This window comes from Photorhabdus asymbiotica (assembly GCF_003634575.1).
Lineage (GTDB): Bacteria > Pseudomonadota > Gammaproteobacteria > Enterobacterales > Enterobacteriaceae > Photorhabdus > Photorhabdus asymbiotica.
In genome coordinates, this window is the sequence record NZ_RBLJ01000001.1 from 394,987 (window position 1) to 419,077 (window position 24,091).

The following is a 24,091-nucleotide window of genomic DNA, read 5'->3' on the forward strand; positions in this document are numbered from 1 at the left end:
TTTGTTATTTGCGCACAGATAATTTATAAAAAATGACATTAAAATCATAAAATTAAAACAAAAATCGTGTTGTGGATCGCATACTAATTATTTCATATCCAGTAACTATTCTTGGCTTTTTGTCTGAAATAGCGTGAATCAATCAAACACCCACAAGATACCAATAACCATCAATTAATCGAAATAAAAATTCAAACAAAAACCAAAAAACAAGAATAATATTCTAAAATAAACACATTGATAATTGACATGGGACTAAGAAGAACGAAAAAACAAAATTCCCGAGGCAGAGTACTCTACCTCGGGTCAATTCAAAATAATTTTGATTTGAAATTAATAGATCAAGATCAGACTTGAAGTTAAGCAAAAATACTAATGAGATATCAACGACAAACTTCAGACAAATCACTCGGCATTGTACTTTGCATGCTATGCCAAATTACACCACTCTCTTTACCATAGTTACGCACGCACTCCATGACCTTATCGTAAGATTTATCACGGCATAACGTCGCCAATTGCTGATAAAAGTTCATCGCTAATTTGCGTGCTTCAGGATTAGAAAAGTAATAACGTCCTACACGGGTATAAAGCCCTTTCAACCCATTGATAATAAGCCCATAAATTGGATTACCTGAAGCAAAAGCCAGCCCGCGGAAAATGTCATAATCCAAAGCGCTGAATGACTCTGAACTATCTTCTACATGCTCTTTTTCTGCTAACACTTCCAATGACTGAGCAGGATTGTGCCTGAAAGCAGTACGGATAAATATTGCGGCAATATTCGTTCTTACTGCCAATAGGTTATCAATCAACTCAGGAACACGATCGTGATCAAGACGGGCCAGAGTTTCTAAAATATTAAGGCCCGATGTTTCCCAAAAGTTATTCACTTTTGTTGGCTTGCCATGTTGAATAGTTAACCAGCCATCACGAGCCAAACGTTGCAATACCTCACGTAGGGTAGTCCTTGTTACACCAATCAACTCAGATAATTCACGCTCTGCTGGCAGAATAGAGCCAGGAGGAAAACGGCCGTTCCATATACTCTCAATTATATATTCTTCCGCAAAACCTGCGGGACTTTGAGCCTTAATGACCATATTTTTGTTATTCCAACGCGATTATTTCAACTAATAATAGATGAAATTATATCAGAATCCGCAACCCCAATATAGCGATCTAGTCTAGAAACCAGAAAAATGACCATAAAAAAGATACGTTAACAACTTAATTATCCCTAATCTCTCTTAAAATATTTTGTATTAAAGAGTACTATTGTTTAATGAATACAACCTTACATACTTGGATGAATTTTAATCATAATGAAAACCAGTATCAGACAAGCAGTGACAAAAAACTTTCTCGGCAACTCGCCAGATTGGTATAAGCTAGCTATCTTCAGCTTTCTTATCATCAATCCACTTGTATTCTTTTTCATCAACCCATTTGTTGCAGGATGGTTGCTTGTTGCCGAATTCATCTTTACTTTGGCAATGGCACTTAAATGTTATCCATTACAACCAGGTGGCTTGTTGGCCATTGAAGCTGTTATCATCGGCATGACATCGCCTCAACAAATTGGTCATGAAATTGCTAATAATCTGGAAGTTATCCTGTTACTGATATTTATGGTTGCAGGGATTTACTTCATGAAGCAGTTATTGTTGTTCGTTTTCACTAAACTACTTCTTTCCATAAAATCTAAGCGAATGCTTGCTTTAGCATTCTGCCTAGCCAGTGCATTCCTCTCTGCATTTCTTGATGCCCTGACGGTTATCGCGGTGGTTATCAGTGTTTCCCTTGGCTTCTATTCTATCTATAACAACTTTATATCTAATCAACATGATGTAATTAATGATAATGGTCACATTAATACCGCAGAAAAGAAACAGACCCTTGAACAATTTCGTGCTTTCTTGCGCAGCCTGATGATGCATGCAGGTCTAGGTACTGCACTCGGTGGTGTGATGACAATGGTAGGCGAACCACAAAATCTGATTATCGCCAAACACGTTAACTGGGATTTTGTCACTTTCTTTATTCGCATGGCTCCAGTCACACTACCTGTCTTTATCTGTGGATTATTAGTCTGTTTCCTGGTCGAACGTTTTAAGCTATTCGGTTACGGCGCAGAATTACCGGAACGTGTCCGGCAGGTACTGGAAGATTATGATAAAAAAACCAGTACAAAACGAACCCGGCAGGAAAAAACACAGCTTATTGCTCAGGCATTAATAGGTATATGGCTAGTCATTGCTTTAGCATTTCATCTGGCAGAAGTTGGTCTGATCGGTCTTTCTGTCATTATTCTTACCACTTCGTTCTGTGGCATTACGGAAGAGCACGCTTTAGGTAAAGCGTTTGAAGAAGCATTGCCATTCACTGCATTACTGACAGTATTCTTCTCCGTTGTTGCAGTGATAGTTGATCAACAATTATTTACTCCATTTATTCAGTTCGTTTTACAATCTTCTGAAGCTTCACAGCTTTCTCTGTTTTACCTATTTAACGGCTTACTCTCCGCAGTATCAGATAACGTATTTGTTGGTACGGTTTATATCAATGAAGCTATGGCTGCTATGCGAGATGGCCTGATCTCACATAAACAATATGAATATCTGGCAGTTGCTATTAATACCGGCACTAATCTGCCTTCTGTTGCAACACCTAACGGGCAAGCAGCATTCTTGTTCCTGTTAACCTCAGCATTATCACCATTGATTCGCCTTTCTTACGGACGAATGGTCATAATGGCATTACCCTATACCATTGTAATGACTCTAGTTGGTTTGCTGTGCGTGGAATTTCTGTTAATTCCGGTCACTGACATGATGGTTCAGTGGGGATTAATCGTTTTACCATAACCAGTAAGAAATTCATGCCGTATCGAGCACGAGGTAGCTCAATACGGCTTCATTTTTTACCTGAAAAAATCAAATTTACCTTAATTGACTTTTTTTGTTGCAGGTAAGTCGGCAGAATAGATGTTCTATTGCTTACCTTATCTACACGGAAAAAAGGAAATGATTCGATTTTTAACCCACTGTTCTCAAGGACGAAACGCATGGTTGTTAATGACGCTTACTGCCCTGATACTGGAAGGTTTAGCATTATATTTTCAACATGTGACGAAATTACAGCCCTGTGTGATGTGTATTTATGAGCGAGTCGCTCTGTTTGGTGTATTAGGTGCCGGATTACTGGGCGCGATAGCACCAAAAACGCCACTACGTTGGCTGGCTATTATTTTATGGATCTACAGTGCCTGGAGTGGCCTGAAACTGGCGTGGGAACATACTATGATTCAGTTGTATCCTTCTCCATTTAATACCTGTGATTTCTTAGTCAACTTTCCTTCATGGCTAGCATTAAATCAATGGCTTCCTTCTGTATTTGAAGCCTATGGTGACTGTTCAGTAAAGCAATGGCAATTCCTGTCATTAGAGATGCCACAATGGCTAGTCGGTATTTTTGCCACCTATCTGGTGGTTGCAGTATTAGTGTTAATCAGCCAATTTTTTGACCGTAAATAACTTCCAACTCAGACTGCTGAAAATGTTTGTCTGATGAATCAAACATACCCGTGGAATCATGCCTAAGGAATCTCTATTACCAGAGTTCCCAACGGCATGTTCCTGCTCATAACAAACAGGGCATTTTAGTTGCTTGATCGCTACATCAAATTTATGCACAAAAACCCTGCAACAATGCCCTTTCATCACAACGTTTACCATTCGCTAATTGACAAACGGGTACTTGCATACCATTTAATTGTATTGCTAATGCAGGCGTCCCACCTGCATAAATACATGTCGCTTTGGCATCATCTCCAAGGCTAATTTCTGACTGAGAATATTGTATTGCCTGATGTTGGGCAAATGTTTTCCCTGCTTGACTACTACAGCCAAACAATAAAGCACAATTAAAGAATATTCCCCCTAATAAGGCTGTTTTGAATCCTTTCTTATCGCTGAAATTTAGCATCTCTCTTCTCCAAAAAACGATTCAGGGAAAACCAAGTAACGTAGTTAATTAATGTGCACTGCTGTTAGAAAGCAAATTTATTACCATCACACCAGCAATGATGAGCACCATACCTAAAATAGCCGCCCAATCCAACTTCTGCTGATATAAAAATATCGCCGCAATGGAAACCAACACAATACCAAGGCCAGACCATATCGCATAAGCAATTCCTAATGGAACAACTTTGACTACCTGAGATAATCCCCAGAAAGCGATACCATACCCAACGATGACCAGTATAGAAGGAAACAATTTACTGAACCCATCGGAGGCTTTTAATGAAGCCGTTGCTACGACTTCAGCCACAATTGCCATTGCTAAATATACAAATCCATTCATATCTTTACTCTCTATTGCAGAAAAAAAACCAATTGTTCAACACTAATAGATAAAAACGGGCTGAATCTATCACAAACTCTTTAAGGTGTAACGTAACAAAAATGATATATTTCACTTTCTAAACCCCATTTACATATTATTGACAGTGGGTCTACGGAAGGATTCCCGATGGATAAAAAATATTAAAGAGATTCTACCAGAAACGGAAGAAAGAGCTAATGACAGGTTCCAACTTTGAGATTCAGGACAGAATTATTTAACACAATAATCTTGACAATTATCTAATAAAAATATAGCACTATAGGATTATAAATCAGTATATTTATATGTTAAAGATAATCCTATTATCTAACCAAGCAATAAAACTGAAACTATAAAGAATTTATGTTGTCTAAATTAAACAGTTATGTTTAAATAAATTCGAAGACAAAAATAATATGGAAAGAAACAGTTTTTTGTGTTTCCCTATTTATCTTCTCACACAATTGATTTGACATCCAGAGTGGCAAGCACAGAACTCATTCCATACTCAGAGTATTCTGGATTTTATGAATACGGTCATTTTAAGAAATCATCATAAACAACTAAAATGCAATTTTATTTCCAAATGTTGAAAGAAGATATTTAATAAATACCATGGTTTTAATATTCGAAGAGCCTAAAAGGTTTCACCAGAAACAATTCAAGGCCATATTTGTCAATTACGAATGTTAAGTAAAAGTATTGATTTAGCAGGACGATCCTATATTTTTAACAGAGAACAAAAATAGAATGCAAGCAGCCTGTAATAAAGACTGCTCTGGGGTATACAGAAAGATGTTGATTGGCACAATAACGTGCTATCAATTTGGTATGTATTTTTAAATGTTTGTGACATCAATAAACATAGATTCATCAATGTTAGTCGACGATACTACGGCTTCGTTAAATGCGTATTCTTCTCTTTCACCTCCACGATACAGCGGCAAATTGACAAAGTCGAAAAGCGTTTTATCTGCTAATTGGCTTGGGCTAACATTTTGTATGGATTTGAAAATACTCTCCACCCTGCCTGGGGTTTTCTTATCCCAATCTACCAACATAGCTTTAATCGCCTGCCGCTGTAGGTTTTCTTGAGAACCACATAGATTACAAGGAATGATTGGAAATTCTTTATATTCCGAATACTTAATAAGGTCTTTCTCTCGACAATATGTTAGTGGCCTTATGACTACGTTACGTCCATCATCAGATCGTAACTTTGGAGGCATAGCTTTCATACGTGAGCCGTGGAACATATTAAGAAACAGAGTTTCGACAATGTCGTCTAAATGATGTCCAAGTGCAATTTTTGTTGCCCCAATTTTTTCAGCAAAAGAATAAAGTGTTCCACGGCGAAGCCTTGAACATAACCCACATGTGGTTTTACCTTCCGGTATCTTCTCTTTAACAACTGAGAATGTATCTTTGTCTACGATATAATATGGAATATCCAAACTTTCAAAATATTGAGGTAAAATGTGCTCAGGAAAACCCGGTTGCTTCTGATCAAGGTTCACTGCAACTACTTTAAATTTTACAGGTGCAACCTTTTGCAGATTCAATAGGATATCTAACATCGCAAATGAATCTTTGCCACCGCTGATACATGCCATTACAACATCATTTTCTTCAATCATATTGTAATCAATAATAGCGTTGCCAACATTCCGCCTTAAGCGTTTCTGGAGCTTGTTGAATTCAAGTGTCTCTCTTCTCGTATCTTTCTGATTCATCATGACTTCTCACATTGTCGATTATATCGACCATGGATTTCCTATATAGATTTTTGCAGGAAGGGGATTATACGGATTTTTCTTTTTGTTTGAAACATATCTGTAGGTAACTACTCCCCGCCCAATCAGCAATTTTCGCTAAAGACGAGCGACTACAGCCAGCTATCGTCGTTTCCGGATTAACTACCCTGATCCGAATGAACAATGATTTTTTCCGTAGAAGTACCGTTTTAGACATATTTCAGCGCGGTAATTTATTTTTCACCCTAATTTTAATTTATTAGTTTCTTATTCTAACTAGGATAATAATGAAAAATAAAAAAAGCCGACATTAAAAAATAACATCGGCACAGGAATGGGCAATTTATATAAAGATTCAATGTGAGAAAAACTACAATTATGGAGCACAACGTTCATCGCTTAACGTTGCTTTCACCTGCGGGAGTCATAATGCCTGAAGTATTCTTGATGAACATTGATATATCTCAAATTAGAAACTAGTTTTAGCAAAACACTCCGATAATTATGTTTTATTTCTCCAAATAGCTATTTGGCTTTCATAACCATTTACTTCGCCTTAACCACCACGCAACAAATAAAATCAATCCCAATAGTAATAAACAAAAGATACTGAAACCCAAATAATATTCATTACCAGGAATACCACCAAGGTTGACGCCAAATAATCCGGTTAGGAATGTTGTTGGTAAAAAGATCATAGCAAGTAGTGACATGGCATAAGTACGACGATTCATGGCATCCGCCATCATTGAAGCAATTTCATCAGCAATAACTGCTGTGCGAGCGATGCAGCCATCCAAATCATCCAGCTCTCTCCCCAAACGGTCGGAAATTTCTTGCATCCGACGACGATCCTCATCACTCATCCAAGGGAATTTTTCACTGGCAAGACGGGAAAATACATCTCTCTGAGGGGCCATATAACGACGTAGAATAATCAGTTGCTTACGCAGCAAAGCTAATTCACCCCGCCCTGGCATTTGTTGCTCCAGAGTCATATTCTCAAGCTCAATAAGGTTATCATGCAGATCTTCAATAAAATTACCCACTTCATCGGTTATAGCATCAATCATTTCTACCAACCAATGCCCAGTCGTTTTCGCTCCTATACCATTTTGTAAATCGCTTAGCACCTGTTCAAGTGAATGAACTTTACGATGGCGGCTGGAAATAATGACTTTAGCATTGATATAAATACGGAACGTCACCAATTGATCCGGGCGTTCACTTTCATTGTTATTAATTGTTCGGAGAGTGATCATCGTACCGTCACCAGTACGGATTACTTTCGGCCTTAAACTCTCCCCTGCTAATCCTGCTTTGATAAGCTCTGGTAACAAATCCGTGTCCATAATCCATTGATAACTCTTGGGATTATGGTAATCCAGATGTTGCCAGAAAGGTTGAGCTGGTGTGGCTAATACATTGATATCAATTGGTGTAATACCGCCCTTACCGTCAAATTGACAGGCATAGACAGCATCAGCATCTTTCAACAATGAACCATAAATTATTTCCACATCCAGCTCCTTATCTGTTAAATGCTTTGCTGTATACCATGCTGTTTCCAAACTGCTTATGCTTGCAAATGTTAAGCACATTTAAAAATATGAGTCAATAAAAGCCTCATGGTTATCTTCATTCTATAGCCACCAGAAATTCCATTTACTTCAAATACCCCGGTTCTCATGTCAATATGCAAACCAGACTTATTCAGAACATAATTAAGAAATTTAGTGTCAACACCCACCAGCAACTCTTGAATAACCGTTTTATCAATGAACGCACGCATAAACACTTGCCCGTTCTTGATAAAGAAGACAGATTCAAGCTTATTATTCGCCGGATTTAAAATACCAAAAGTTTCAGCGCTGAACCCAATATTCGTACTAACTTTACCGTTCTTTACTTCGGCGCAGATAACCATGCCGGCACTATAATATTAACCGTCATAGTTAAGTCCCGCTTTTACGGTATATACCCCTCATCCTTCAAGTTGCTGCTTTGTTGGCTGCGTTCACTTACCCCAGTCACATAGTTATCTATGCTCCTGGGGATGCGTTCACTTGCCGCCGCGCTGCAACTCGAAATCTATTGGGTATATGTAGTTAAGCAGCTTTATGATGCTTATTAGATTTTCTTTTTTCACTTCTCATTATTTTACTGTGAGCTTCGGCGAGTATCCGTTTTTTCTCACTATCAGCAAAACGATTCAAAACTTGTCTGATTAATGGCTGATAACCTAAGCCATTAAGATCGGCTATCATTTTCAAGTCTTCTATCAGAGACCTGTTTAATCTGATTGAAATCGGCTGTAACTCCAGCGCATCGTTAATCAGATCATCTGTTATATCATTAGATACTTTAATGTGAGCCTCACTACAACCAAGCTCACCGTTTTCCCATGCTTCGTCAGTGGAAGCTATCAGGCCATTTGCTCGCTTATCAGTTTGATTGCTCATTTCTCTGTTCCTAGACCATATTTTCTGTAAATTCTCAATTCATCTTCGTTAGGTGCATAAGCTGTCCTTATCGCAATCCCCTTTTCAGGGTAATAGATAAAGACTATTTTTAACTTAACACCATAATCAGTTTCGGATATAAACCATTTAGTGGGTGGATCGGTTCTGTTATCTTCCCTTGTATCTTCAAGAAAGCATCCAACCCGATTAGAAAAACATTGGAGTATATCTTCTTCATTAACAGGCGGGCTTTTGCCTGCTAATTTCAACCTGATGTTTGATGATATCAAGAACTTCATGTGCTCTAACTCGTGGTTAATCTGTATATACAAAATACACTATGAAACAGATCTGAACAACTCAAAATAACTTACAAAACATCAATGTATTTTGTATCACAAATAAGCGACATGTATTACTTTAATATGAAATTTGTATATACAGGCAATGATTAAGATGTTTCAGATTTAAGCCATCCTTGGTGCTGCTGCTTAATTCAACAAACCGTCCAAATTCTGGCGTCAGTTCATCAATAGGAGTTGATGACAAAGAAAAAGAACGGATACTCAATGTCATAGATAAAGGTTATACTTCCACTCACAATAATACCGACGATGAATTTATCAAGGATCGGTTGAAAGTTTTGTTACTGCTGTTGTGGCAGAACAATTAATGAAGCTGTTTGTGAATTGGAAATCAGCATCACAGCTACAGAGCGGATCGTGATTGCAATGTTACAACTGCTTTCACCTGTACAAAAGGATGCCCTGAAAGATATTCTCTTTTCAGAATGTCAAATAGCCTCTGGAATAATTCCTACGGATAACGAACAATTAATCAAAAGAGAAAAACAAATCACTGAGAAGATTCACACTCTTTTGCAACTCTGAGCATAAATTCCTAGCGTTATCGTGAGTGTCTCACTCCTCCCATTGATGCGGCAATCGTATCGAAATAAGACGGTACCGCCGGCAACACAGCAATATACAACCCGTCACGGTCTGAGACCTTGTATTGCTTACTTTCTGGCTTTGATGACTTTAATTTTGTATCGGTTAGCACGCTATTATCCTTACTATTAATTTAACCAAGATACCGTCATGATTTCTCGAAATCATCGGTATTTTTGATCATATTTTTAACAGCAAAACTATAATACCATCAATTAAACCGGTAAAAAATATAGGCTCTTATGGATAATCAATGATAGAAAAAAACAAAAATCCGCCCATAAAACAAGGCGGATAAGAGAAACTAAAAACGATAGAAAAACATTAAAAACAACTCGTATACAATCAATGCTTAATAATGTACATAGTATGACTATACGCTACATCTTCTGGATTGGTGATTGGATATCCTTTTAACCAAGGCTTTATCAACCTGCCGTTAGTGTATTGATAAATCGGTGCAATCGGTGCCTGCTCAGCAATTATCTGCTCCGCTTTGTTATAGTCATCGTTTCTCAGAGCATCATCTGTTTGTACGCTAGCTGCCCGTAAGAGTCTGTCGTAATTAGCCTGGTGGAATTTAGCAATATTGCCGCTATGCGTTGAAGTCAACAGGCTTAGAAATGTGGATGGCTCATTGTAATCGCCAATCCAAGATGCTCGAATAACATCAAAATTACCGGTATTACGGTTATCAATATACGTCTTCCATTCCTGATTAACCAGATTCACCTCCACCCCCAGTTTCTTCTTCCACATGGAAGCAACAGCAATAGCAATCTTTTGATGATTTTCCGAGCTATTATAGAGCAGAGAAAGTTTCAACGGATTGTTCGGACTATAACCCGCAATCTGCAACAGAGTTTTAGCTTGCTGATCCAGTTCCGCCTGTGTGCGCTGTTCCATGTCACTGATTGTAGGATGGAAACTTGCTATCACATCCGGCGTAAAGCGCCAGGCTGGTTTTTCTCCTGTCCCCAATACTTTTTCCGCAATGATTTTGCGATCAATCGTCATAGAAAGCGCTTTACGCACTCTGGCATCATTAGTTGGTGCGCGTTGTGTGTTAAAAGCGTAATAATAGGTCCCCAATTGATCGGGTGTATATACTTGCCCGGGTAATTCATGTTGCAACTTTTTATACATGTTTTTAGGGAAGGATTCGGTAATATCCAGATCATCTGCCAGATAACGCTTAGTTGCATGTGATTCCTGATTAATCGGCACAAATGTAACTTTGGTTAGAACTGTTTTTTTATGATCCCAATAATAAGGATTTGGTGTCAGAACAATTTTTTCATTAACAACTCGATCATGTAATTTAAAAGCACCATTCCCTACCAAATTGCCAACCTTTATCCAATCTTTTCCATATTTTTCTACTACGTTCTTATTAACTGGATAGAGACTGAAATTCGCCGTCAAATTAGGAAAATAAGGAACGGGCCGGTCCAATTTAACCTGTAATATATGTTTATCAACGGCCTTAACACCCAGTTTTTCTGGTGGCAATTTGCCGTCAATAATCTCTTGTGCATTTTCAATACCTGCCAGTGCCGTAAACCAAGCAAAAGGCGAAGTATTAGCCGGATTAACCAACCGCTGCCAGCTATAAACAAAATCTGCAGCAGTGACCGGCTCCCCATTTGACCAACGGGCATCAGAACGCAATGTAAAAAACCAGATTTTGTTATCTGCTGTTTTCCATTCTGTCGCTACCCCAGAGATCGCATTGCCATACGCATCCTGATTTGCCAACCCTTCAAACAAATCACGCTGAATCTGAGCTTCTGTCAGACCTACAGCATTAATCGGATCTAAAGATGCTGGCTCGTCTTTAAGGTGACGCACTAGCTCTTGTCTGTCATTTAGCTGAGTGCCAGGAGGAACTTCTGCAGCAAAGGCAGAAACGGTGATAAAAGAACTACTAATAAGTAATGCACATGAAGTCAGCCTGAAATAGCGCATAAGGTAATCTACCTTGTGTATATGTAGTATAAAAAAATATTCCAGTGCCGAATTATAAGCCATTGTCAAAATGACACAATCAGGCAATTTTACTTTATAGGCGCTATTTTTGTGGGCAAGAGCCGAATATTCTTCTACACTGAAAAGCTATGGTTCATTTTATCAGAGGAAGAAGACTATGACACAAACAGTAAAATTTCAGGGCAATGATATTTCCGTCAGTGGCCAATTCCCAAAATCAGGGGAAAAAGCGAAAGATTTTACTCTAACAGCCAAAGATCTCTCCGATATTTCCCTCGGCCACTATGCTGGAAAACGTAAGGTATTGAATATCTTTCCAAGCATTGATACCGGTGTTTGTGCTGCATCAGTACGTAAATTTAATCAGGTAGCAAATGACCTGGAGAATACTGTTGTCCTATGCATTTCTGCTGACCTACCTTTTGCACAGTCCCGTTTCTGCGGTGCGGAAGGATTATCAAATGTTGTCACTCTTTCTACTCTGCGTGGCGATACTTTCAGTAAAGATTATGGCGTGGCTATCAGCGACAGCCCTCTGAGAGGTCTTACAGCTCGTGCAGTAGTTGTACTTGATGAAAGCGATAAAGTGATTTACAGCCAATTGGTTGATGAAATTACTAATGAGCCAGATTACGACAGCGCACTCGCTGTACTGAAATAAATCCATTGATTGTATAATGCCCACCAAAATGGGCATTATTTTTACTCATCATCATCCGAATCATACTTGGTAGCATGTTTCCTGCTACTCAAGCCGTATTCTCTCAATTTATTAGCAATCGCGGTATGCGATACGCCAAGTCGTTTAGCCAATTTACGGGTACTTGGGTAGTGACGATAAAGACGGGTCAATACTGAGCGTTCGAAACGTTTACTGATTTCATCTAAAGAGCCATCAAACACATCCTCACTAAAAGAAATCTCGGTTTCAAATTCTGGCAGTAATATATCCCGCGGCTTCAACTCCATACCTTCAAGCTGAGTCAACGCCCGATAAATAGCATTCTGTAACTGCCTTATGTTACCGGGCCAACTGTAGCTAGTCAGGAAGTTAGCAATTTCAGGAGATAGTTTAGGTTTCGGTATCCCTTGTTCTTCAGAAAAGCGATCAATAAAGTATTCAACCAGCGGCATAATATCCGCTTTACGCTCACGTAGCGGCGGGAGCGTAATAGCCAGCACATTAAGGCGATAATAGAGGTCTTCACGGAATTCCCCTCGTTGTACTAATTCAACCAGATTTTTCTGTGTAGCACAGATAACTCTGACATTCACTTTAACTTCGTTTTCTTCCCCTACTCTGCGGAAAGTACCATCGTTAAGAAAACGCAACAGCTTAATTTGCATCTGTGGTGACATTTCACCAATTTCATCCAATAAAACGGTTCCACCATTAGCCTGCTCGAAGAAACCTTTTTTCCCTTCAATGGCATTAGGATAAGCGCCAGCCGCATAGCCAAACAGCTCACTTTCCACCACATCATCCGGCATAGATGCACAATTCAATCCTAGAAACGGTTGTTTCCCGCGCAAACTGTGTAAATGGCAAGCTTTTGCCAAAATATCTTTACCCGTTCCTGTCTCACCAATCAACAACAAAGGCGCATCCAATACCGCCATTTTGCGAGCCTGCTCGACAACTTGAATCATTTTCGGGCTAACTGCGATAATTTTTTCAAATTCACTGTTATCATTAACCGTCAGTTTTTTCAACTGGTGACCTATTCGGGCGGCAGATTTGAGCATAATCACTGTACCCACACTCTGCGTTTGCTGCTTTTCATCAGTCAGCTGAATTGGAATAATGTCCATCAGGTAGTCCTGACCTTTAAGAGTTATCCTTTCTACACGCTGCTGGGCATTTTTATTTTCAAACCAGCGCGAAAAGTTATAACCGCTGATAAACTGGCTAATAGGTTTTTGATAAGCTTGTTCTTCACTGGCGCCGAATAGATTAAACGCGGCTGAGTTAGCTAACTCAATATTTCCTTTTAAATCAACTGAAAAAACAGGCTCTGGCAAAGACTCTAACAGTGCACACATCGCTTTATGCTCTCTTTCTGAAGGCATAAAAGAGACTGTACGAACATCAATAACACCATTAATACGGCGAATTTCTGCCATCAGCCGACGGAATGTATTGAAATCAACTTGTGAAAAATTAAGGTAAATCCGGCCAGTTTGGGATATTTCTATCCCTTTTAAATCAATGTTCTGTAATACCAGTAAATCGAGCAATTCACGAGTCAACCCGATTCGATCATGGCAAATAACTTCTAAGCGCATCTGTTTTGACCTTATTTATACCCTTCATCCTTCAAGTTGCTGCTTTGTTGGCTGCTTTCTCTCACCCCAGTCACATAGTTATCTATGCTCCTGGGGATTCGTTCACTTGCCGCCGCGCTGCAACTCGAAATTTATTGGGTATACACTAATATCTATAATTTTTTTTTAATATTACTCTACACTATTATCCATATGAAGCATTCTGTCAGTAAAAATTGACCGGTCCCCGGTTTTTTATGTAATAAATTGAAACCTTCACTAAAATAAATAAATTCTAAGATCGATTATAAGACAGGTGAATAAAATAACGTAAAACGTTGCCGTTATCTGGATATTTTGTGCTTTATACAAATTTAAAGTATATATCACTTAATCAACTATGTTCTTAGATTTATTTGGAACGATATTCTTAAGTTGAGTGATTAACTGACGACGAAAATCTCCCAATTTAGGTTTATCACCTTCCATCCAAGGCAATGGCCGACATAATTCCATTGCTTTAATGCCAAGCCGAGCAGTCAGTAAACCTACACCAATCCCTTGTGCTACTCTGGCAGAAAGACGCGCGGCAATATCCTGCGATAACCAGTCCATACCTACTTCCCTCACTACCTCTGAAACACCAGAAAAAACGATATTAATCAAAATAAGGCGAAAAAGCCGGATGCGACTGAAATATCCCAATTCAATACCATACAGACCAGCAATGCGATTAATCAGCCGGATATTACGCCAGGCAATAAATGCCATATCAATAATTGCTAGCGGGCTCACTGCTATCATTAATGCTGATTCCGCAGCATAGCGGCTGATTTCAGCCCTTGCTTGAGAATCCAGAACCGGCTGAACCAATTTACCGTATAATACCACCACTTCACGATCATTATGTGTATCATGCAAAGCAGCCTGCCAGCGCTGTAATGCAGGATGGTGCTCAATACCTGCCTGACTTGCCAACTTCTCACAAAACTCACGGCCTTTACCTACGCCATGATTTTGCAATAGTTCTCTCGCTGTATCGCGCTCTTCAGCTCGCATTCTTAGCCGGTAAAGACGACGCCACTCACTGATAATAGAACCCACACCGGCAAATACAATCATTCCTCCTGCCACTGCCGCACCTAATGCGCTCCAATCCTGTTGCTGCCATGACTGATAAATCCACTGTACAGACTGCGCAACAATACTCACTGCCAGTAAAACCAAAGCACTATATACTATTTTACGCCAGAAGCTGCGTTTAGGTTTCAATGCTGCATTGACGATTCCTTCTACCTGACCTTCGCGTTCTTCAGCCTCAAGCTCTGGTGAAAAAAGAGAGAAATTTTCTCTATTTTTCCCATCAAAGACCTGAGCTGGCTTTAAAACCGGCTCTGATGACACCTGCAAGGGATCTTCGAAGTCAATTCTTTGCCTCAGAGAATCCGTCATTTCACTTTATCTCCCAATAAAAATTCCAGCACGGTATCCAACCGAACATGAGGTAATGGTGTATCAGCATTCACTTGGCGGGGACTAAATTCTTCGAAACAAAACCCCTGTTTTTGCCAAAAATCATCCTTTGGTAAACACAGCGGCACCTCACCAGGGAAAAATGTCAGTGACTTGCCATCTGCCAGCCGGTGTCCTCTCAGCGCTGGAACTTTTTCGCCATTATGTTCAATCATTCCATTTTCTGTCGCCTGCACCGATGCCAGACCAACACAATCCATGCTGATGCCTTCAAAAGCAGCGTTTTGTCTGGCCTCTTGAACCAACTGTTGTAATAAGGAAACCAGATTGGCATGCTGATCAGAGGTAACGTGATCAGCTTTACTGGCAGCAAACATCAGCCTGTCAATACAAGGAGAAAACAGGCGTCGGAAGAGTGTTCGTTTGCCATAATGAAAACTCTGCATTAATTGTGTCAGCGCCAAACGCATATCACTAAAGGCTTGCGGTCCACCGTTTAATGGCTGTAAACAATCTACCAATACAATCTGCCGATCAAAACGCAAAAAATGCTCTTTATAAAATCCTTTCACTACCGACTGACAATAATATTCAAAACGCTTACGCAACATACCAATATTCGTATGTGGATCTGCCTGAGCAAATTGTGATTCAACGATATAGTCGATATCCGGCCACGGAAAAAATTGTAAAGCCGGAGCGCCCATCATTTCACCCGGTAAAACAAATCGCCCCGGCTGAATAAAATGCAAACCTTGCTCTTTGCATTTAATCAGATATTCCGTATATGCTTGAGCAATAGTAGCCAATAGATTCTCATCTACCGGTGCCAGTGGATCACACTGTTTGCAAAGTTCCAACCAAGATTTTGCCCATTTAGCCCTTTTCCCCTGTAGTAAACTATTCATCTGACGTGACCATGCCAGATAACTTTGAGCCAGCATGGGTAAATCCAGTAGCCATTCGCCGGGATAATCCACAATTTCCAGATATAACGTGGAGGTTTCTTTAAAATGACGCAGGAAAGCGTCGTTAGAACGGTAACGAAGTGCCAGACGGATTTCACTGACACCCCGTGTAGGTATCGGCCAAGAAGGAGGTGTACCATAAAGCGCAGCCAATCCTTCATCATATGCAAAACGCGGAACTCCCAAATCGCGCTGAGGAACCCGTTTCACTCCCAGTAAACGTCCGTCACGTACAGCAGAAAATAGCGGCAACCGAGCACCGCTGTGTGCATGAAGTAATTGATTGACCAAAGATGTGATAAAAGCTGTTTTACCACTACGGCTTAACCCTGTAACCGCTAACCGTAAATGACGATCCATCCCACGGTTAACAAGCGCCGTTAATTCATTTTGCAACCGTTTCATGTCTCTCCTATAGTAAATATCATAATAATTTTATTATACCCTTCATCCTTCAAGTTGCTGCTTTGTTAGCTGCTTTCACTCACCCCAGTCACATAGTTATCTATGCTCCTGGGGATTCGTTCACTTGCCGCCACGCTGCAACTCGAAATCTATTGGGTATATACCAGCCTGACAGATAACGATTTTTCATTTTAATATTCAATAGCCAGGCAATACACAATCCTAGCTATTAAAGCTGGCTGAAACGACTGCGAACGCTGAATGTTTCTGAGGTAACATAACGCTCCATTTGTTGTAGACGAAGTTCACCCGTTTTTAACTGATAATCCACCTCATTCAATAGTTTTTGTACTGAAGGGCCAGCCTCTTCGATATAATCCATCGGGGCTGGGTCCAATACAAAAGCCAGTATGATATAAGCAATAACAACTAAACCAAACAACCCCAAAAACAACGACAATACAGCCATTGCTCGAATTAAGCCTACTGGTACGCCAAAATAATGAGCTAACCCAGCGCAAACACCTTTGATCCTGCCCTTTTCAGGTATTCTGTACAATTTCCGGCGGTTATAATTTGCCATATTGCCTCCAACCAGGGTGTTCCGCATCCAGAATATCTTCCAGTATTTTGATTCGTGCCTGCATATGTTGTACACGCTCTGCCAGAAGCTGAATTTCATGTTGTTCTAACCGGCTTTGGTTCGAATTCCGGTTGTTATAATGCAACCACAACCAGATGGGTAAAACAAAAAGCACAAAGATCATCAATGGAATGCCAAGAAATATAAAACCCATTACTATTCCTTAATGGTTAGTTGAATACACCATAATTAATGTTGTTCTTTAGCATTTATTTTAGCCTTCATTGCTGCTAACTGCGCGTTGATTTCATCATCTGCTTTTAATTCAGCAAACTGCTGTTCTAACGATTTTTGTTTTCCCATACCCATAGTTTCCGCTTCGGCTGCCATATGATCAATACGACGTTCAAATTGCTCAAAACGAGCCATTGCCTCATCAATCTTACCACTGTCTAACTGACGACGAACTTGTCGGGAAGAGGCAGCAGCCTGATGGCGCAGAGCCAACGACTGTTGTCTGGCACGAGTTTCACTGAGCTTGTTTTCAAGCTCGATAACTTCTCCTTTCATACGCTCAAGTGTTTCTTCCAGTATGGTCAGTTCGTGTTGCAATGTATCCAATAAAGCAGAAACTTTCTGTTTTTCGATCAATGCCGCCCGAGCTAAATCTTCTCTATCTTTACTTAGTGCCAGCTCAGCTTTTTCTTGCCAATCACATAGTTGCTGTTCACCTGCCGCAATACGACGAGACAACTGTTTTTTCTCTGCCAAAGTGCGTGCAGAGGTTGAGCGAATTTCAACTAAAGTATCTTCCATTTCCTGAATCATCAGACGAATCATTTTCTGCGGATCTTCCGCTTTATCCAGTAATGAAGAGATGTTGGCGTTCACGATATCAGCAAAACGAGAGAAAATGCCCATAGTAAATTATCCTCTTTAACTAAGATTTATCGATACTGTGAATATTACATATCAAGAGTCATGCCAACTTTTTTATTCGTTTTATTTACATGAAATATAAAGAGATATTTTTTCTTTGACTTTTTATGACGACAAAATAAAGTGATCATAATGACCAACTATTGGTTAAAATAACCATGAATGAAATCACAGAAAATCTATTAGGTGAAGCAAACGGTTTTATTGAAATTTTGGAGCAAGTATCCGCTCTGGCAAAATTAAATAAACCGGTACTTATTATTGGTGAACGCGGAACCGGCAAAGAATTGATTGCCCGCCGTCTACATTATCTATCTCCTCGTTGGCAAGGTCCCTTTATTTCCCTAAATTGCGCTGCTTTAAACGAGAATTTATTAGATTCAGAACTATTTGGTCATGAAGCTGGCGCATTTACTGGCGCACAAAAAAGGCATCAAGGTAGATTTGAACGTGCAGATGGGGGAACCCTATTTCTTGATGAACTAGCAACCGCGCCAATGCAAGTTCAGGAAAAATTGCTACGCGTCATTGAATATGGCTATCTTGAACGTGTTGGCGGCAGCCAGTCATTACAGGTCGATGTTCGATTAGTATGCGCAACTAATGATGATTTACCTGCAATGGCAGCCCAAGGTAGATTTCGCGCTGATTTACTTGATAGGCTAGCTTTTGATGTAGTTCAGATCCCACCATTGCGACAAAGACAACAGGACATCATGTTGCTGGCACAACACTTTGCTATTCAAATGTGCCGCGAACTTAATTTGCCCTTGTTTACCGGTTTCACAGCACAAGCAAAACACCAGCTACAGAATTACAACTGGCCCGGTAATATTCGTGAACTGAAAAATGTTGTGGAACGTTCGGTTTATCGTCATGGCGAAAATCCCAATCAGCTTGGCAATATCATTATCAACCCGTTCGTTTCTGCGCAATCCCCTTTAGTTAATACGGGTGATCATAACGATTCATCTTCACAGCCTCTGCCTTCTCTACCCGTTAATCTGAAGCAATGGCAACATGATAGTGAACGGCAATTGATCGAATTATCATTAAACGAGAGTAAATTCAATCAGAGAAAAGCGTCGGAAAAACTAGGGTTGACCTACAATCAGTTACGAGGCTTAATCAAGAAACACGATATTAATACAGGTAATAAATGATCGAATGTAAATAAAAAAAAGCCAGCACCCGAGCTGGCTAAAAAAACACTGGAAGCAATGTGAGCAATGTCGTGCCCTTCCTGGAATAACAAAAATTATTACCCGGAAGTGCGATCCAGATGATAATGTTTCTCAATACGTTTTGTAAAGCACTTTATTGAGAATTTTTCTCATTAATCACTATCACAGCGTTTTTCTTGGCTCAATCGCTAATTGAGATACAATATGTCAATTCTAAATAATAACAGATGCTTTATATGCGCAATTTGATTTATTGGATCATATTAGTCCTTTCAACTCCAGCTATTGCAACAACAATGACTACGTCTGAAAAAAAGCCTCGTGTTCCAGCTGATATTCGGCAACAGGGGTTTGTTTATTGCGTTAATGGCAACCTAAATACTTTTAACCCTCAACTGACCAGTAGCGGTTTAACAGTCGATACCCTGGCCGCCCAACTTTATGAGCGTCTACTAGATGTCGATCCTTATACTTACCGTCTACTCCCTGAATTAGCTTCCCGTTGGGAAACTCTTGATAATGGCGCCACCTACCGTTTTCATTTGCGCCATAACGTCTCATTTCAGTCAACAGATTGGTTCACTCCAACCCGTAAAATGAATGCTGACGATGTTATCTTCAGCTTTAAACGTTTATTTGATAAGCAACACTATTACCACTATGTCAATGGTGGAAATTATCCCTATTTTGACAGTCTCCAGCTTGCTGATTCCATTCAAAGCATCCGTAAAATTAATGAATATACGGTGGAGTTTCGCCTGAATGAACCAGACGCCTCTTTTCTTTGGCATTTAGCAACCCATTACGCTCCTGTACTTTCTCAAGAATATGGGCAGCAATTACACGAAATGAACCGTCATGAACAAATTGACTGGAAGCCTGTCGGCACAGGCCCGTTTATGCTAAAAAACTATCAAACCAGGCAATTTATCCGCCTGGTTCGCCATGATAACTACTGGAAAGGCAAACCACAAATGCAGCAAATAGTTATTGATGTCGGCGCTGGCGGTACAGGCCGGATGTCTAAACTTTTGACTGGTGAATGTGATGTTTTGGCTTATCCCGCAGCCAGCCAACTCAAGATTTTACGAGATGATCCCCGTCTGCGCCTCACTTTGCGTTCCGGAATGAATATCGCCTATCTTGCTTTTAATACCAGTAAGCCACCACTTGATCAATTGCAAGTTCGACAAGCTATTGCTTACGCAATTAATAACCAACGGCTGATGCAATCCATCTATTATGGAACAGCAGAAACAGCTGCCTCAATTTTACCACGGGCATCATGGGCTTATGATAATCAAGCTGAGATTACAGAATACAACCCGGAAAAATCCCGTAAGATGCTGAATGATCTTGGCTTGAGTGGAATGAAACTAAGCTTATGGGTACCCACTGCTTCTCAGTCTTATAATCCAAGCCCACTAAAAATGGCAGAACTGATTCAAGCTGACTTAGCACAGGTTGGTATTATAATGAGCATCAAACCCGTTGAGGGCCGCTTTCAGGAAACCAAACTGATGGATAAATCTCATGATATGACATTGTCAGGCTGGTCTACTGACAGTAATGACCCAGACAGTTTTTTCCGACCATTGTTAAGCTGTGCTGCTATCGCCTCACAGACAAATTTCAGCCATTGGTGTAACCCAACATTTGATAAGATTTTGCAGCATGCTTTGATTAACCAGCAATTATTATCCCGGATTAAGTATTACCATGACGCTCAAAAAATTCTTGAACAACAATTACCTGTCTTACCATTAGCTTATTCCCTACGCTTACAGGCTTATCGCCATGATATTAAGGGGCTAATACTTAGCCCATTTGGTAATACCTCTTTTGCCGGTGTTTACCGAGAAAAAGAAATCGATCATATTGCTCAAAAGGACGGTAAATGATTATTTATACTCTCCGTCGTCTGTTGCTACTGATTATTACACTATTTTTCCTATCGCTGATTAGCTTTAGCCTCAGTTACTTTACCCCCAATGCACCACTTAGCGGTGCATCCCTATTTGATGCTTATACATTCTATTTCCATAGCTTATTACTATGGGATTTTGGTGTATCCAGCATCAATGGTGAACTCATCAGCGAACAACTATGGGAAGTATTTCCTGCTACAATGGAGCTTTGCATTCTAGCTTTCTCTGCCGCGTTACTGGCCGGTATCCCGCTAGGTATTATCGCCGGAGTATGGCGTAATAAAACAGCCGATACTGTTATCATCTCCATTGCTTTAATCGGGTTTTCTATTCCAATTTTTTGGCTAGCGCTATTGCTGACCTTGTTTTTTTCCCTTTATCTTGGCTGGCTACCGGTTTCCGGTCGCTTTGATTTGCTATATCAGATTGATCCTGTGACAGGTTTCTCATTAATTGATGCCTGGTTATCAAAATCACCCTATCGCAATGAGATGATTATTAATGCTATTCAACATCTACTCTTGCCAGTTATTACCCTCGCGGTTGCACCAACAACAGAAGTTATCCGGCTAATGAGAAACAGTACCGAAGAAGTTTTTGGGGAAAATTATATTAAAGCTGCCGCAACCCGTGGTTTATCAAGGCTGACCATTATCCGTCGTCATGTACTACATAATGCATTGCCTCCCATCATCCCAAAACTGGGATTACAATTTTCTACCATGCTGACATTAGCTATGATGACAGAATTGGTATTTAACTGGCCGGGACTCGGCCACTGGCTGGTCAGCGCAATTCGCCAGCAGGATTATTCCACCATCTCGGCAGGTGTTATGGTTGTTGGTACACTGGTTATTTCTGTCAATGTGTTGTCTGATATTATTGGCGCAATAACCACCCCTCTGAAGCATAAGGAATGGTATGCCCTTAGATAACTTTTATCGTGAAAAGAAAATGCCGTCTCCGATAAAGGTCATCTGGCGTTTTTTCTATTCTGATACACTAGCAATGACAGGTTTTTATGGGGTACTTATTCTTATTGCCTTAAGCCTACTTGGTAATTATCTGGCTCCCTATGAGCTTGATCAACAATTTCTTGGTCATCAGCTACTGCCACCTTCGTGGTCACATCACGGTAATATCGCATTCTTTTTGGGTACTGATGATCTTGGGCGAGACATTCTCAGTCGATTATTGATAGGTACTGCATCTACATTCGGTTCAGCACTGTTGGTAACTGTAGCGGCAGCCTTATGCGGCCTAATCATCGGTTGCCTCGCAGGTATGACACGAGGATTGAAATCCGCCGTGCTTAATCATATCCTTGACACGTTACTTTCTATCCCGTCATTATTGCTAGCAATTATTGTCGTCGCTTTTGTTGGTGCCAGCTTACAACACGCAATAATCGCTATTTGGCTAGCACTATTACCGCGTATAGTGCGCACTGTTTACAGTGCGGTTCATGATGAGTTGGATAAAGAATATGTCATTGCGGCACGTCTGGATGGCGCATCCAATTATCACATCCTATGGTATGCCGTATTACCGAATATTACCGCAATATTGGTTAACGAGCTCACTCGCGCCCTTTCTATTGCCATACTCGATATCGCTTCACTCGGTTTTCTCGATCTTGGTGCTCAGCTACCTTCCCCTGAATGGGGTGCTATGTTGGGAGATTCACTGGAACTCATCTATGTTGCTCCCTGGACTGTTATGCTGCCCGGCGCAGCAATAATGATAAGTGTATTGTTAATAAACTTGCTCGGTGATGGATTACACCGTGCAATTAATTCCGGGGTGGAATAAATGCCATTACTTGATATTCGCAACCTCACGATTGAATTTATGACTGCTAAAGGGCCAGTTAAAGCCGTTGATCGCGTTAGTATTTCACTGATAGAAGGTGAAATACGCGGCTTGGTTGGCGAATCAGGCTCCGGCAAGAGCCTGATTGCCAAAGCGATAAGCGGAGTCACTAAAGACAATCTCAAAGTGACGGCTGACCGCTTCCGCTTCAATGATATTGATCTGCTTCGCCTGACTCCACGGCAACGCCGAAAAGTTATCGGTCACAATATCTCAATGATTTTTCAGGAACCACAATCTTGTCTTGATCCTTCTGAAAATATTGGTCAACAACTCATTCAAGCAATTCCTCGCTGGACTTACAAAGGCCGCTGGTGGCAATGTTTCAACTGGCGTAAACGTCGAGCAATCGAACTACTTCATCGCGTGGGAATCAAAGATCACAAAGATATTATGAGTAGTTTCCCTTACGAATTAACCGAAGGGGAATGCCAGAAAGTAATGATTGCTATTGCATTAGCTAACCAACCACGCCTGCTGATTGCAGATGAACCAACGAATGCGATGGAACCGACCACTCAAGCTCAGATTTTCCGTCTGTTAGCAAAATTGAACCAGAACAATAACACCACCATTCTATTAATAAGCCATGATTTGCAAATAATGAGCAAACTGGTGGATCGTATTAATGTTTTATATTGTGGCCAAACTGTCGAAAGCGCCGCTCCCGATGAATTATTAGTGACACCACACCATCCCTATACACAAGCGTTGAACCGCGCTATTCCTGATTTTGGCAGCCCTTTACCCCATAAAAGCAGGCTAAATACCTTGCCAGGCGCTATTCCATCCCTTGAGCATTTGCCAGTCGGCTGCCGTTTAGGTCCACGTTGCCCTTACGCACAAAAAACCTGTATTGAAACCCCACGATTACGGGTAATTAAAAACCATGCTTTTGCCTGCCATTTTCCATTGAATTTGGAGGAATAA

Annotated in this window: 24 protein-coding genes and 2 pseudogenes; 10 read left to right on the top strand and 16 right to left on the bottom strand. The window is 40.3% G+C overall.

Going from position 1 to position 24,091, the window contains the following annotated elements; genetic code table 11:
- Positions 1-383: 383 nt before the first annotated feature.
- On the bottom strand, positions 384-1,103 hold the full coding sequence (gene fadR, locus BDD30_RS01605; protein ID WP_015834106.1) for a fatty acid metabolism transcriptional regulator FadR: 720 nt from the start codon (positions 1,101-1,103) through the stop codon (positions 384-386).
- 222 nt (positions 1,104-1,325) lie between these two features.
- Between fadR and nhaB the strand changes: the two genes are divergently transcribed.
- Together nhaB and dsbB are read left to right on the top strand one after the other, a co-directional pair.
- Entirely contained in the window at positions 1,326-2,867 is a 1,542-nt protein-coding gene (nhaB, locus tag BDD30_RS01610) for a sodium/proton antiporter NhaB (RefSeq protein WP_015834105.1), read from the top strand.
- A 159-nt stretch (positions 2,868-3,026) separates the two neighbouring features.
- On the top strand, positions 3,027-3,536 hold the full coding sequence (dsbB, locus tag BDD30_RS01615) for a disulfide bond formation protein DsbB (protein WP_015834104.1): 510 nt from the start codon (positions 3,027-3,029) through the stop codon (positions 3,534-3,536).
- Between the two features lie 151 nt (positions 3,537-3,687).
- Here the strand turns inward: dsbB and BDD30_RS01620 are convergent, their stop codons facing one another.
- The 7 genes and pseudogenes from BDD30_RS01620 to BDD30_RS01650 all read right to left on the bottom strand — a co-directional run bounded on the left by BDD30_RS01620 (position 3,688) and on the right by BDD30_RS01650 (position 8,904).
- Positions 3,688-3,987, bottom strand: a complete 300-nt coding sequence (locus BDD30_RS01620) for a putative hemolysin (RefSeq protein ID WP_015834103.1) — start codon at positions 3,985-3,987, stop codon at positions 3,688-3,690.
- Positions 3,988-4,035: 48 nt separating this feature from the next.
- Positions 4,036-4,368 (bottom strand): DMT family transporter, encoded by a 333-nt coding sequence (locus tag BDD30_RS01625; protein WP_015834102.1) that lies wholly within the window; start codon positions 4,366-4,368, stop codon positions 4,036-4,038.
- 860 nt (positions 4,369-5,228) lie between these two features.
- Positions 5,229-6,122, bottom strand: coding sequence for a tRNA 2-thiocytidine(32) synthetase TtcA (gene ttcA, locus BDD30_RS01630; protein WP_015834101.1), 894 nt, complete (start codon positions 6,120-6,122; stop codon positions 5,229-5,231).
- Positions 6,123-6,679: 557 nt separating this feature from the next.
- Entirely contained in the window at positions 6,680-7,663 is a 984-nt protein-coding gene (zntB, locus tag BDD30_RS01635; RefSeq protein ID WP_015834100.1) for a zinc transporter ZntB, read from the bottom strand.
- A 71-nt stretch (positions 7,664-7,734) separates the two neighbouring features.
- Positions 7,735-8,073: pseudogene (locus BDD30_RS01640) on the bottom strand (phage tail tip fiber protein); the annotation flags it as partial.
- A gap of 178 nt (positions 8,074-8,251) precedes the next feature.
- Positions 8,252-8,605 (bottom strand): hypothetical protein, encoded by a 354-nt coding sequence (locus tag BDD30_RS01645; protein WP_015834098.1) that lies wholly within the window; start codon positions 8,603-8,605, stop codon positions 8,252-8,254.
- A complete protein-coding gene (locus tag BDD30_RS01650; protein WP_041381812.1) occupies positions 8,602-8,904 on the bottom strand; it encodes a hypothetical protein in 303 nt (100 codons plus the stop codon). Before BDD30_RS01650 ends, BDD30_RS01645 begins: the two co-directional genes overlap by 4 nt.
- Positions 8,905-9,086: 182 nt before the next feature.
- On the opposite strand from BDD30_RS01650, the gene BDD30_RS01655 reads away from it, so the two are divergent.
- Both BDD30_RS01655 and BDD30_RS23350 read left to right on the top strand, forming a co-directional pair.
- Positions 9,087-9,278, top strand: coding sequence for a hypothetical protein (locus BDD30_RS01655; protein WP_041381810.1), 192 nt, complete (start codon positions 9,087-9,089; stop codon positions 9,276-9,278).
- Positions 9,279-9,294: 16 nt separating this feature from the next.
- Positions 9,295-9,495, top strand: coding sequence for a hypothetical protein (locus BDD30_RS23350; RefSeq protein WP_162470162.1), 201 nt, complete (start codon positions 9,295-9,297; stop codon positions 9,493-9,495).
- A 17-nt stretch (positions 9,496-9,512) separates the two neighbouring features.
- Here the strand turns inward: BDD30_RS23350 and BDD30_RS01660 are convergent.
- Together BDD30_RS01660 and BDD30_RS01665 are read right to left on the bottom strand one after the other, a co-directional pair.
- Positions 9,513-9,667 (bottom strand): annotated as a pseudogene (locus tag BDD30_RS01660) (Arm DNA-binding domain-containing protein); the annotation flags it as partial.
- Between the two features lie 233 nt (positions 9,668-9,900).
- Positions 9,901-11,523 (bottom strand): peptide ABC transporter substrate-binding protein, encoded by a 1,623-nt coding sequence (locus tag BDD30_RS01665; protein ID WP_015834095.1) that lies wholly within the window; start codon positions 11,521-11,523, stop codon positions 9,901-9,903.
- A 178-nt stretch (positions 11,524-11,701) separates the two neighbouring features.
- On the opposite strand from BDD30_RS01665, the gene tpx reads away from it, so the two are divergent.
- The gene (gene tpx / locus BDD30_RS01670) at positions 11,702-12,205 is read left to right on the top strand and encodes a thiol peroxidase (RefSeq protein ID WP_015834094.1); all 504 of its coding nucleotides are present in this window, start codon (positions 11,702-11,704) and stop codon (positions 12,203-12,205) included.
- A 41-nt stretch (positions 12,206-12,246) separates the two neighbouring features.
- Here tpx and tyrR read toward each other — a convergent pair whose 3' ends face one another.
- The 6 genes from tyrR to pspA all read right to left on the bottom strand — a co-directional run bounded on the left by tyrR (position 12,247) and on the right by pspA (position 18,159).
- Positions 12,247-13,830 (bottom strand): transcriptional regulator TyrR, encoded by a 1,584-nt coding sequence (gene tyrR / locus BDD30_RS01675; RefSeq protein ID WP_015834093.1) that lies wholly within the window; start codon positions 13,828-13,830, stop codon positions 12,247-12,249.
- A gap of 369 nt (positions 13,831-14,199) precedes the next feature.
- Positions 14,200-15,261, bottom strand: coding sequence for a YcjF family protein (locus tag BDD30_RS01680; RefSeq protein WP_015834091.1), 1,062 nt, complete (start codon positions 15,259-15,261; stop codon positions 14,200-14,202).
- Positions 15,258-16,655 carry a YcjX family GTP-binding protein gene (locus tag BDD30_RS01685; RefSeq protein ID WP_015834090.1) on the bottom strand — a complete coding sequence of 466 codons (1,398 nt, stop codon included), beginning with the start codon at positions 16,653-16,655 and terminating at the stop codon, positions 15,258-15,260. The genes BDD30_RS01680 and BDD30_RS01685 overlap by 4 nt, the downstream gene beginning before the upstream one ends.
- Positions 16,656-16,884: 229 nt before the next feature.
- Complete coding sequence (pspC, locus tag BDD30_RS01690; protein WP_015834088.1) at positions 16,885-17,238, bottom strand: envelope stress response membrane protein PspC; 354 nt, start codon at positions 17,236-17,238, stop codon at positions 16,885-16,887.
- Entirely contained in the window at positions 17,225-17,452 is a 228-nt protein-coding gene (gene pspB, locus BDD30_RS01695) for an envelope stress response membrane protein PspB (RefSeq protein WP_015834087.1), read from the bottom strand. The genes pspC and pspB overlap by 14 nt, the downstream gene beginning before the upstream one ends.
- 35 nt (positions 17,453-17,487) lie before the next feature.
- Positions 17,488-18,159 (bottom strand): phage shock protein PspA, encoded by a 672-nt coding sequence (gene pspA / locus BDD30_RS01700; RefSeq protein ID WP_015834086.1) that lies wholly within the window; start codon positions 18,157-18,159, stop codon positions 17,488-17,490.
- 176 nt (positions 18,160-18,335) lie between these two features.
- Between pspA and pspF the strand changes: the two genes are divergently transcribed.
- The 5 genes from pspF (at position 18,336) to sapD (ending at position 24,091) form a co-directional block, all read left to right on the top strand.
- A complete protein-coding gene (pspF, locus tag BDD30_RS01705; protein ID WP_041381807.1) occupies positions 18,336-19,340 on the top strand; it encodes a phage shock protein operon transcriptional activator in 1,005 nt (334 codons plus the stop codon).
- Between the two features lie 257 nt (positions 19,341-19,597).
- Positions 19,598-21,262, top strand: coding sequence for an ABC transporter substrate-binding protein SapA (gene sapA, locus BDD30_RS01710; protein WP_015834084.1), 1,665 nt, complete (start codon positions 19,598-19,600; stop codon positions 21,260-21,262).
- A complete protein-coding gene (sapB, locus tag BDD30_RS01715; RefSeq protein WP_015834083.1) occupies positions 21,259-22,224 on the top strand; it encodes a putrescine export ABC transporter permease SapB in 966 nt (321 codons plus the stop codon). The genes sapA and sapB overlap by 4 nt, the downstream gene beginning before the upstream one ends.
- The gene (sapC, locus tag BDD30_RS01720; protein WP_015834082.1) at positions 22,211-23,101 is read left to right on the top strand and encodes a putrescine export ABC transporter permease SapC; all 891 of its coding nucleotides are present in this window, start codon (positions 22,211-22,213) and stop codon (positions 23,099-23,101) included. The genes sapB and sapC overlap by 14 nt, the downstream gene beginning before the upstream one ends.
- Complete coding sequence (sapD, locus tag BDD30_RS01725; protein WP_015834081.1) at positions 23,102-24,091, top strand: putrescine export ABC transporter ATP-binding protein SapD; 990 nt, start codon at positions 23,102-23,104, stop codon at positions 24,089-24,091.

Bases quoted from the DNA above. Each gene is read 5' to 3' on its own strand.
- fadR (WP_015834106.1), bottom strand. From the start codon at position 1,103: ATGGTCATTAAGGCTCAAAGTCCCGCAGGTTTTGCGGAAGAATATATA.
- nhaB (WP_015834105.1), top strand. From the start codon at position 1,326: ATGAAAACCAGTATCAGACAAGCAGTGACAAAAAACTTTCTCGGCAAC.
- dsbB (WP_015834104.1), top strand. From the start codon at position 3,027: ATGATTCGATTTTTAACCCACTGTTCTCAAGGACGAAACGCATGGTTG.
- BDD30_RS01620 (WP_015834103.1), bottom strand. From the start codon at position 3,987: ATGCTAAATTTCAGCGATAAGAAAGGATTCAAAACAGCCTTATTAGGG.
- BDD30_RS01625 (WP_015834102.1), bottom strand. From the start codon at position 4,368: ATGAATGGATTTGTATATTTAGCAATGGCAATTGTGGCTGAAGTCGTA.
- ttcA (WP_015834101.1), bottom strand. From the start codon at position 6,122: ATGAATCAGAAAGATACGAGAAGAGAGACACTTGAATTCAACAAGCTC.
- BDD30_RS01645 (WP_015834098.1), bottom strand. From the start codon at position 8,605: ATGAGCAATCAAACTGATAAGCGAGCAAATGGCCTGATAGCTTCCACT.
- BDD30_RS01650 (WP_041381812.1), bottom strand. From the start codon at position 8,904: ATGAAGTTCTTGATATCATCAAACATCAGGTTGAAATTAGCAGGCAAA.
- BDD30_RS01665 (WP_015834095.1), bottom strand. From the start codon at position 11,523: ATGCGCTATTTCAGGCTGACTTCATGTGCATTACTTATTAGTAGTTCT.
- tpx (WP_015834094.1), top strand. From the start codon at position 11,702: ATGACACAAACAGTAAAATTTCAGGGCAATGATATTTCCGTCAGTGGC.
- tyrR (WP_015834093.1), bottom strand. From the start codon at position 13,830: ATGCGCTTAGAAGTTATTTGCCATGATCGAATCGGGTTGACTCGTGAA.
- BDD30_RS01680 (WP_015834091.1), bottom strand. From the start codon at position 15,261: ATGACGGATTCTCTGAGGCAAAGAATTGACTTCGAAGATCCCTTGCAG.
- BDD30_RS01685 (WP_015834090.1), bottom strand. From the start codon at position 16,655: ATGAAACGGTTGCAAAATGAATTAACGGCGCTTGTTAACCGTGGGATG.
- pspC (WP_015834088.1), bottom strand. From the start codon at position 17,238: ATGGCAAATTATAACCGCCGGAAATTGTACAGAATACCTGAAAAGGGC.
- pspB (WP_015834087.1), bottom strand. From the start codon at position 17,452: ATGGGTTTTATATTTCTTGGCATTCCATTGATGATCTTTGTGCTTTTT.
- pspA (WP_015834086.1), bottom strand. From the start codon at position 18,159: ATGGGCATTTTCTCTCGTTTTGCTGATATCGTGAACGCCAACATCTCT.
- pspF (WP_041381807.1), top strand. From the start codon at position 18,336: ATGAATGAAATCACAGAAAATCTATTAGGTGAAGCAAACGGTTTTATT.
- sapA (WP_015834084.1), top strand. From the start codon at position 19,598: ATGCGCAATTTGATTTATTGGATCATATTAGTCCTTTCAACTCCAGCT.
- sapB (WP_015834083.1), top strand. From the start codon at position 21,259: ATGATTATTTATACTCTCCGTCGTCTGTTGCTACTGATTATTACACTA.
- sapC (WP_015834082.1), top strand. From the start codon at position 22,211: ATGCCCTTAGATAACTTTTATCGTGAAAAGAAAATGCCGTCTCCGATA.
- sapD (WP_015834081.1), top strand. From the start codon at position 23,102: ATGCCATTACTTGATATTCGCAACCTCACGATTGAATTTATGACTGCT.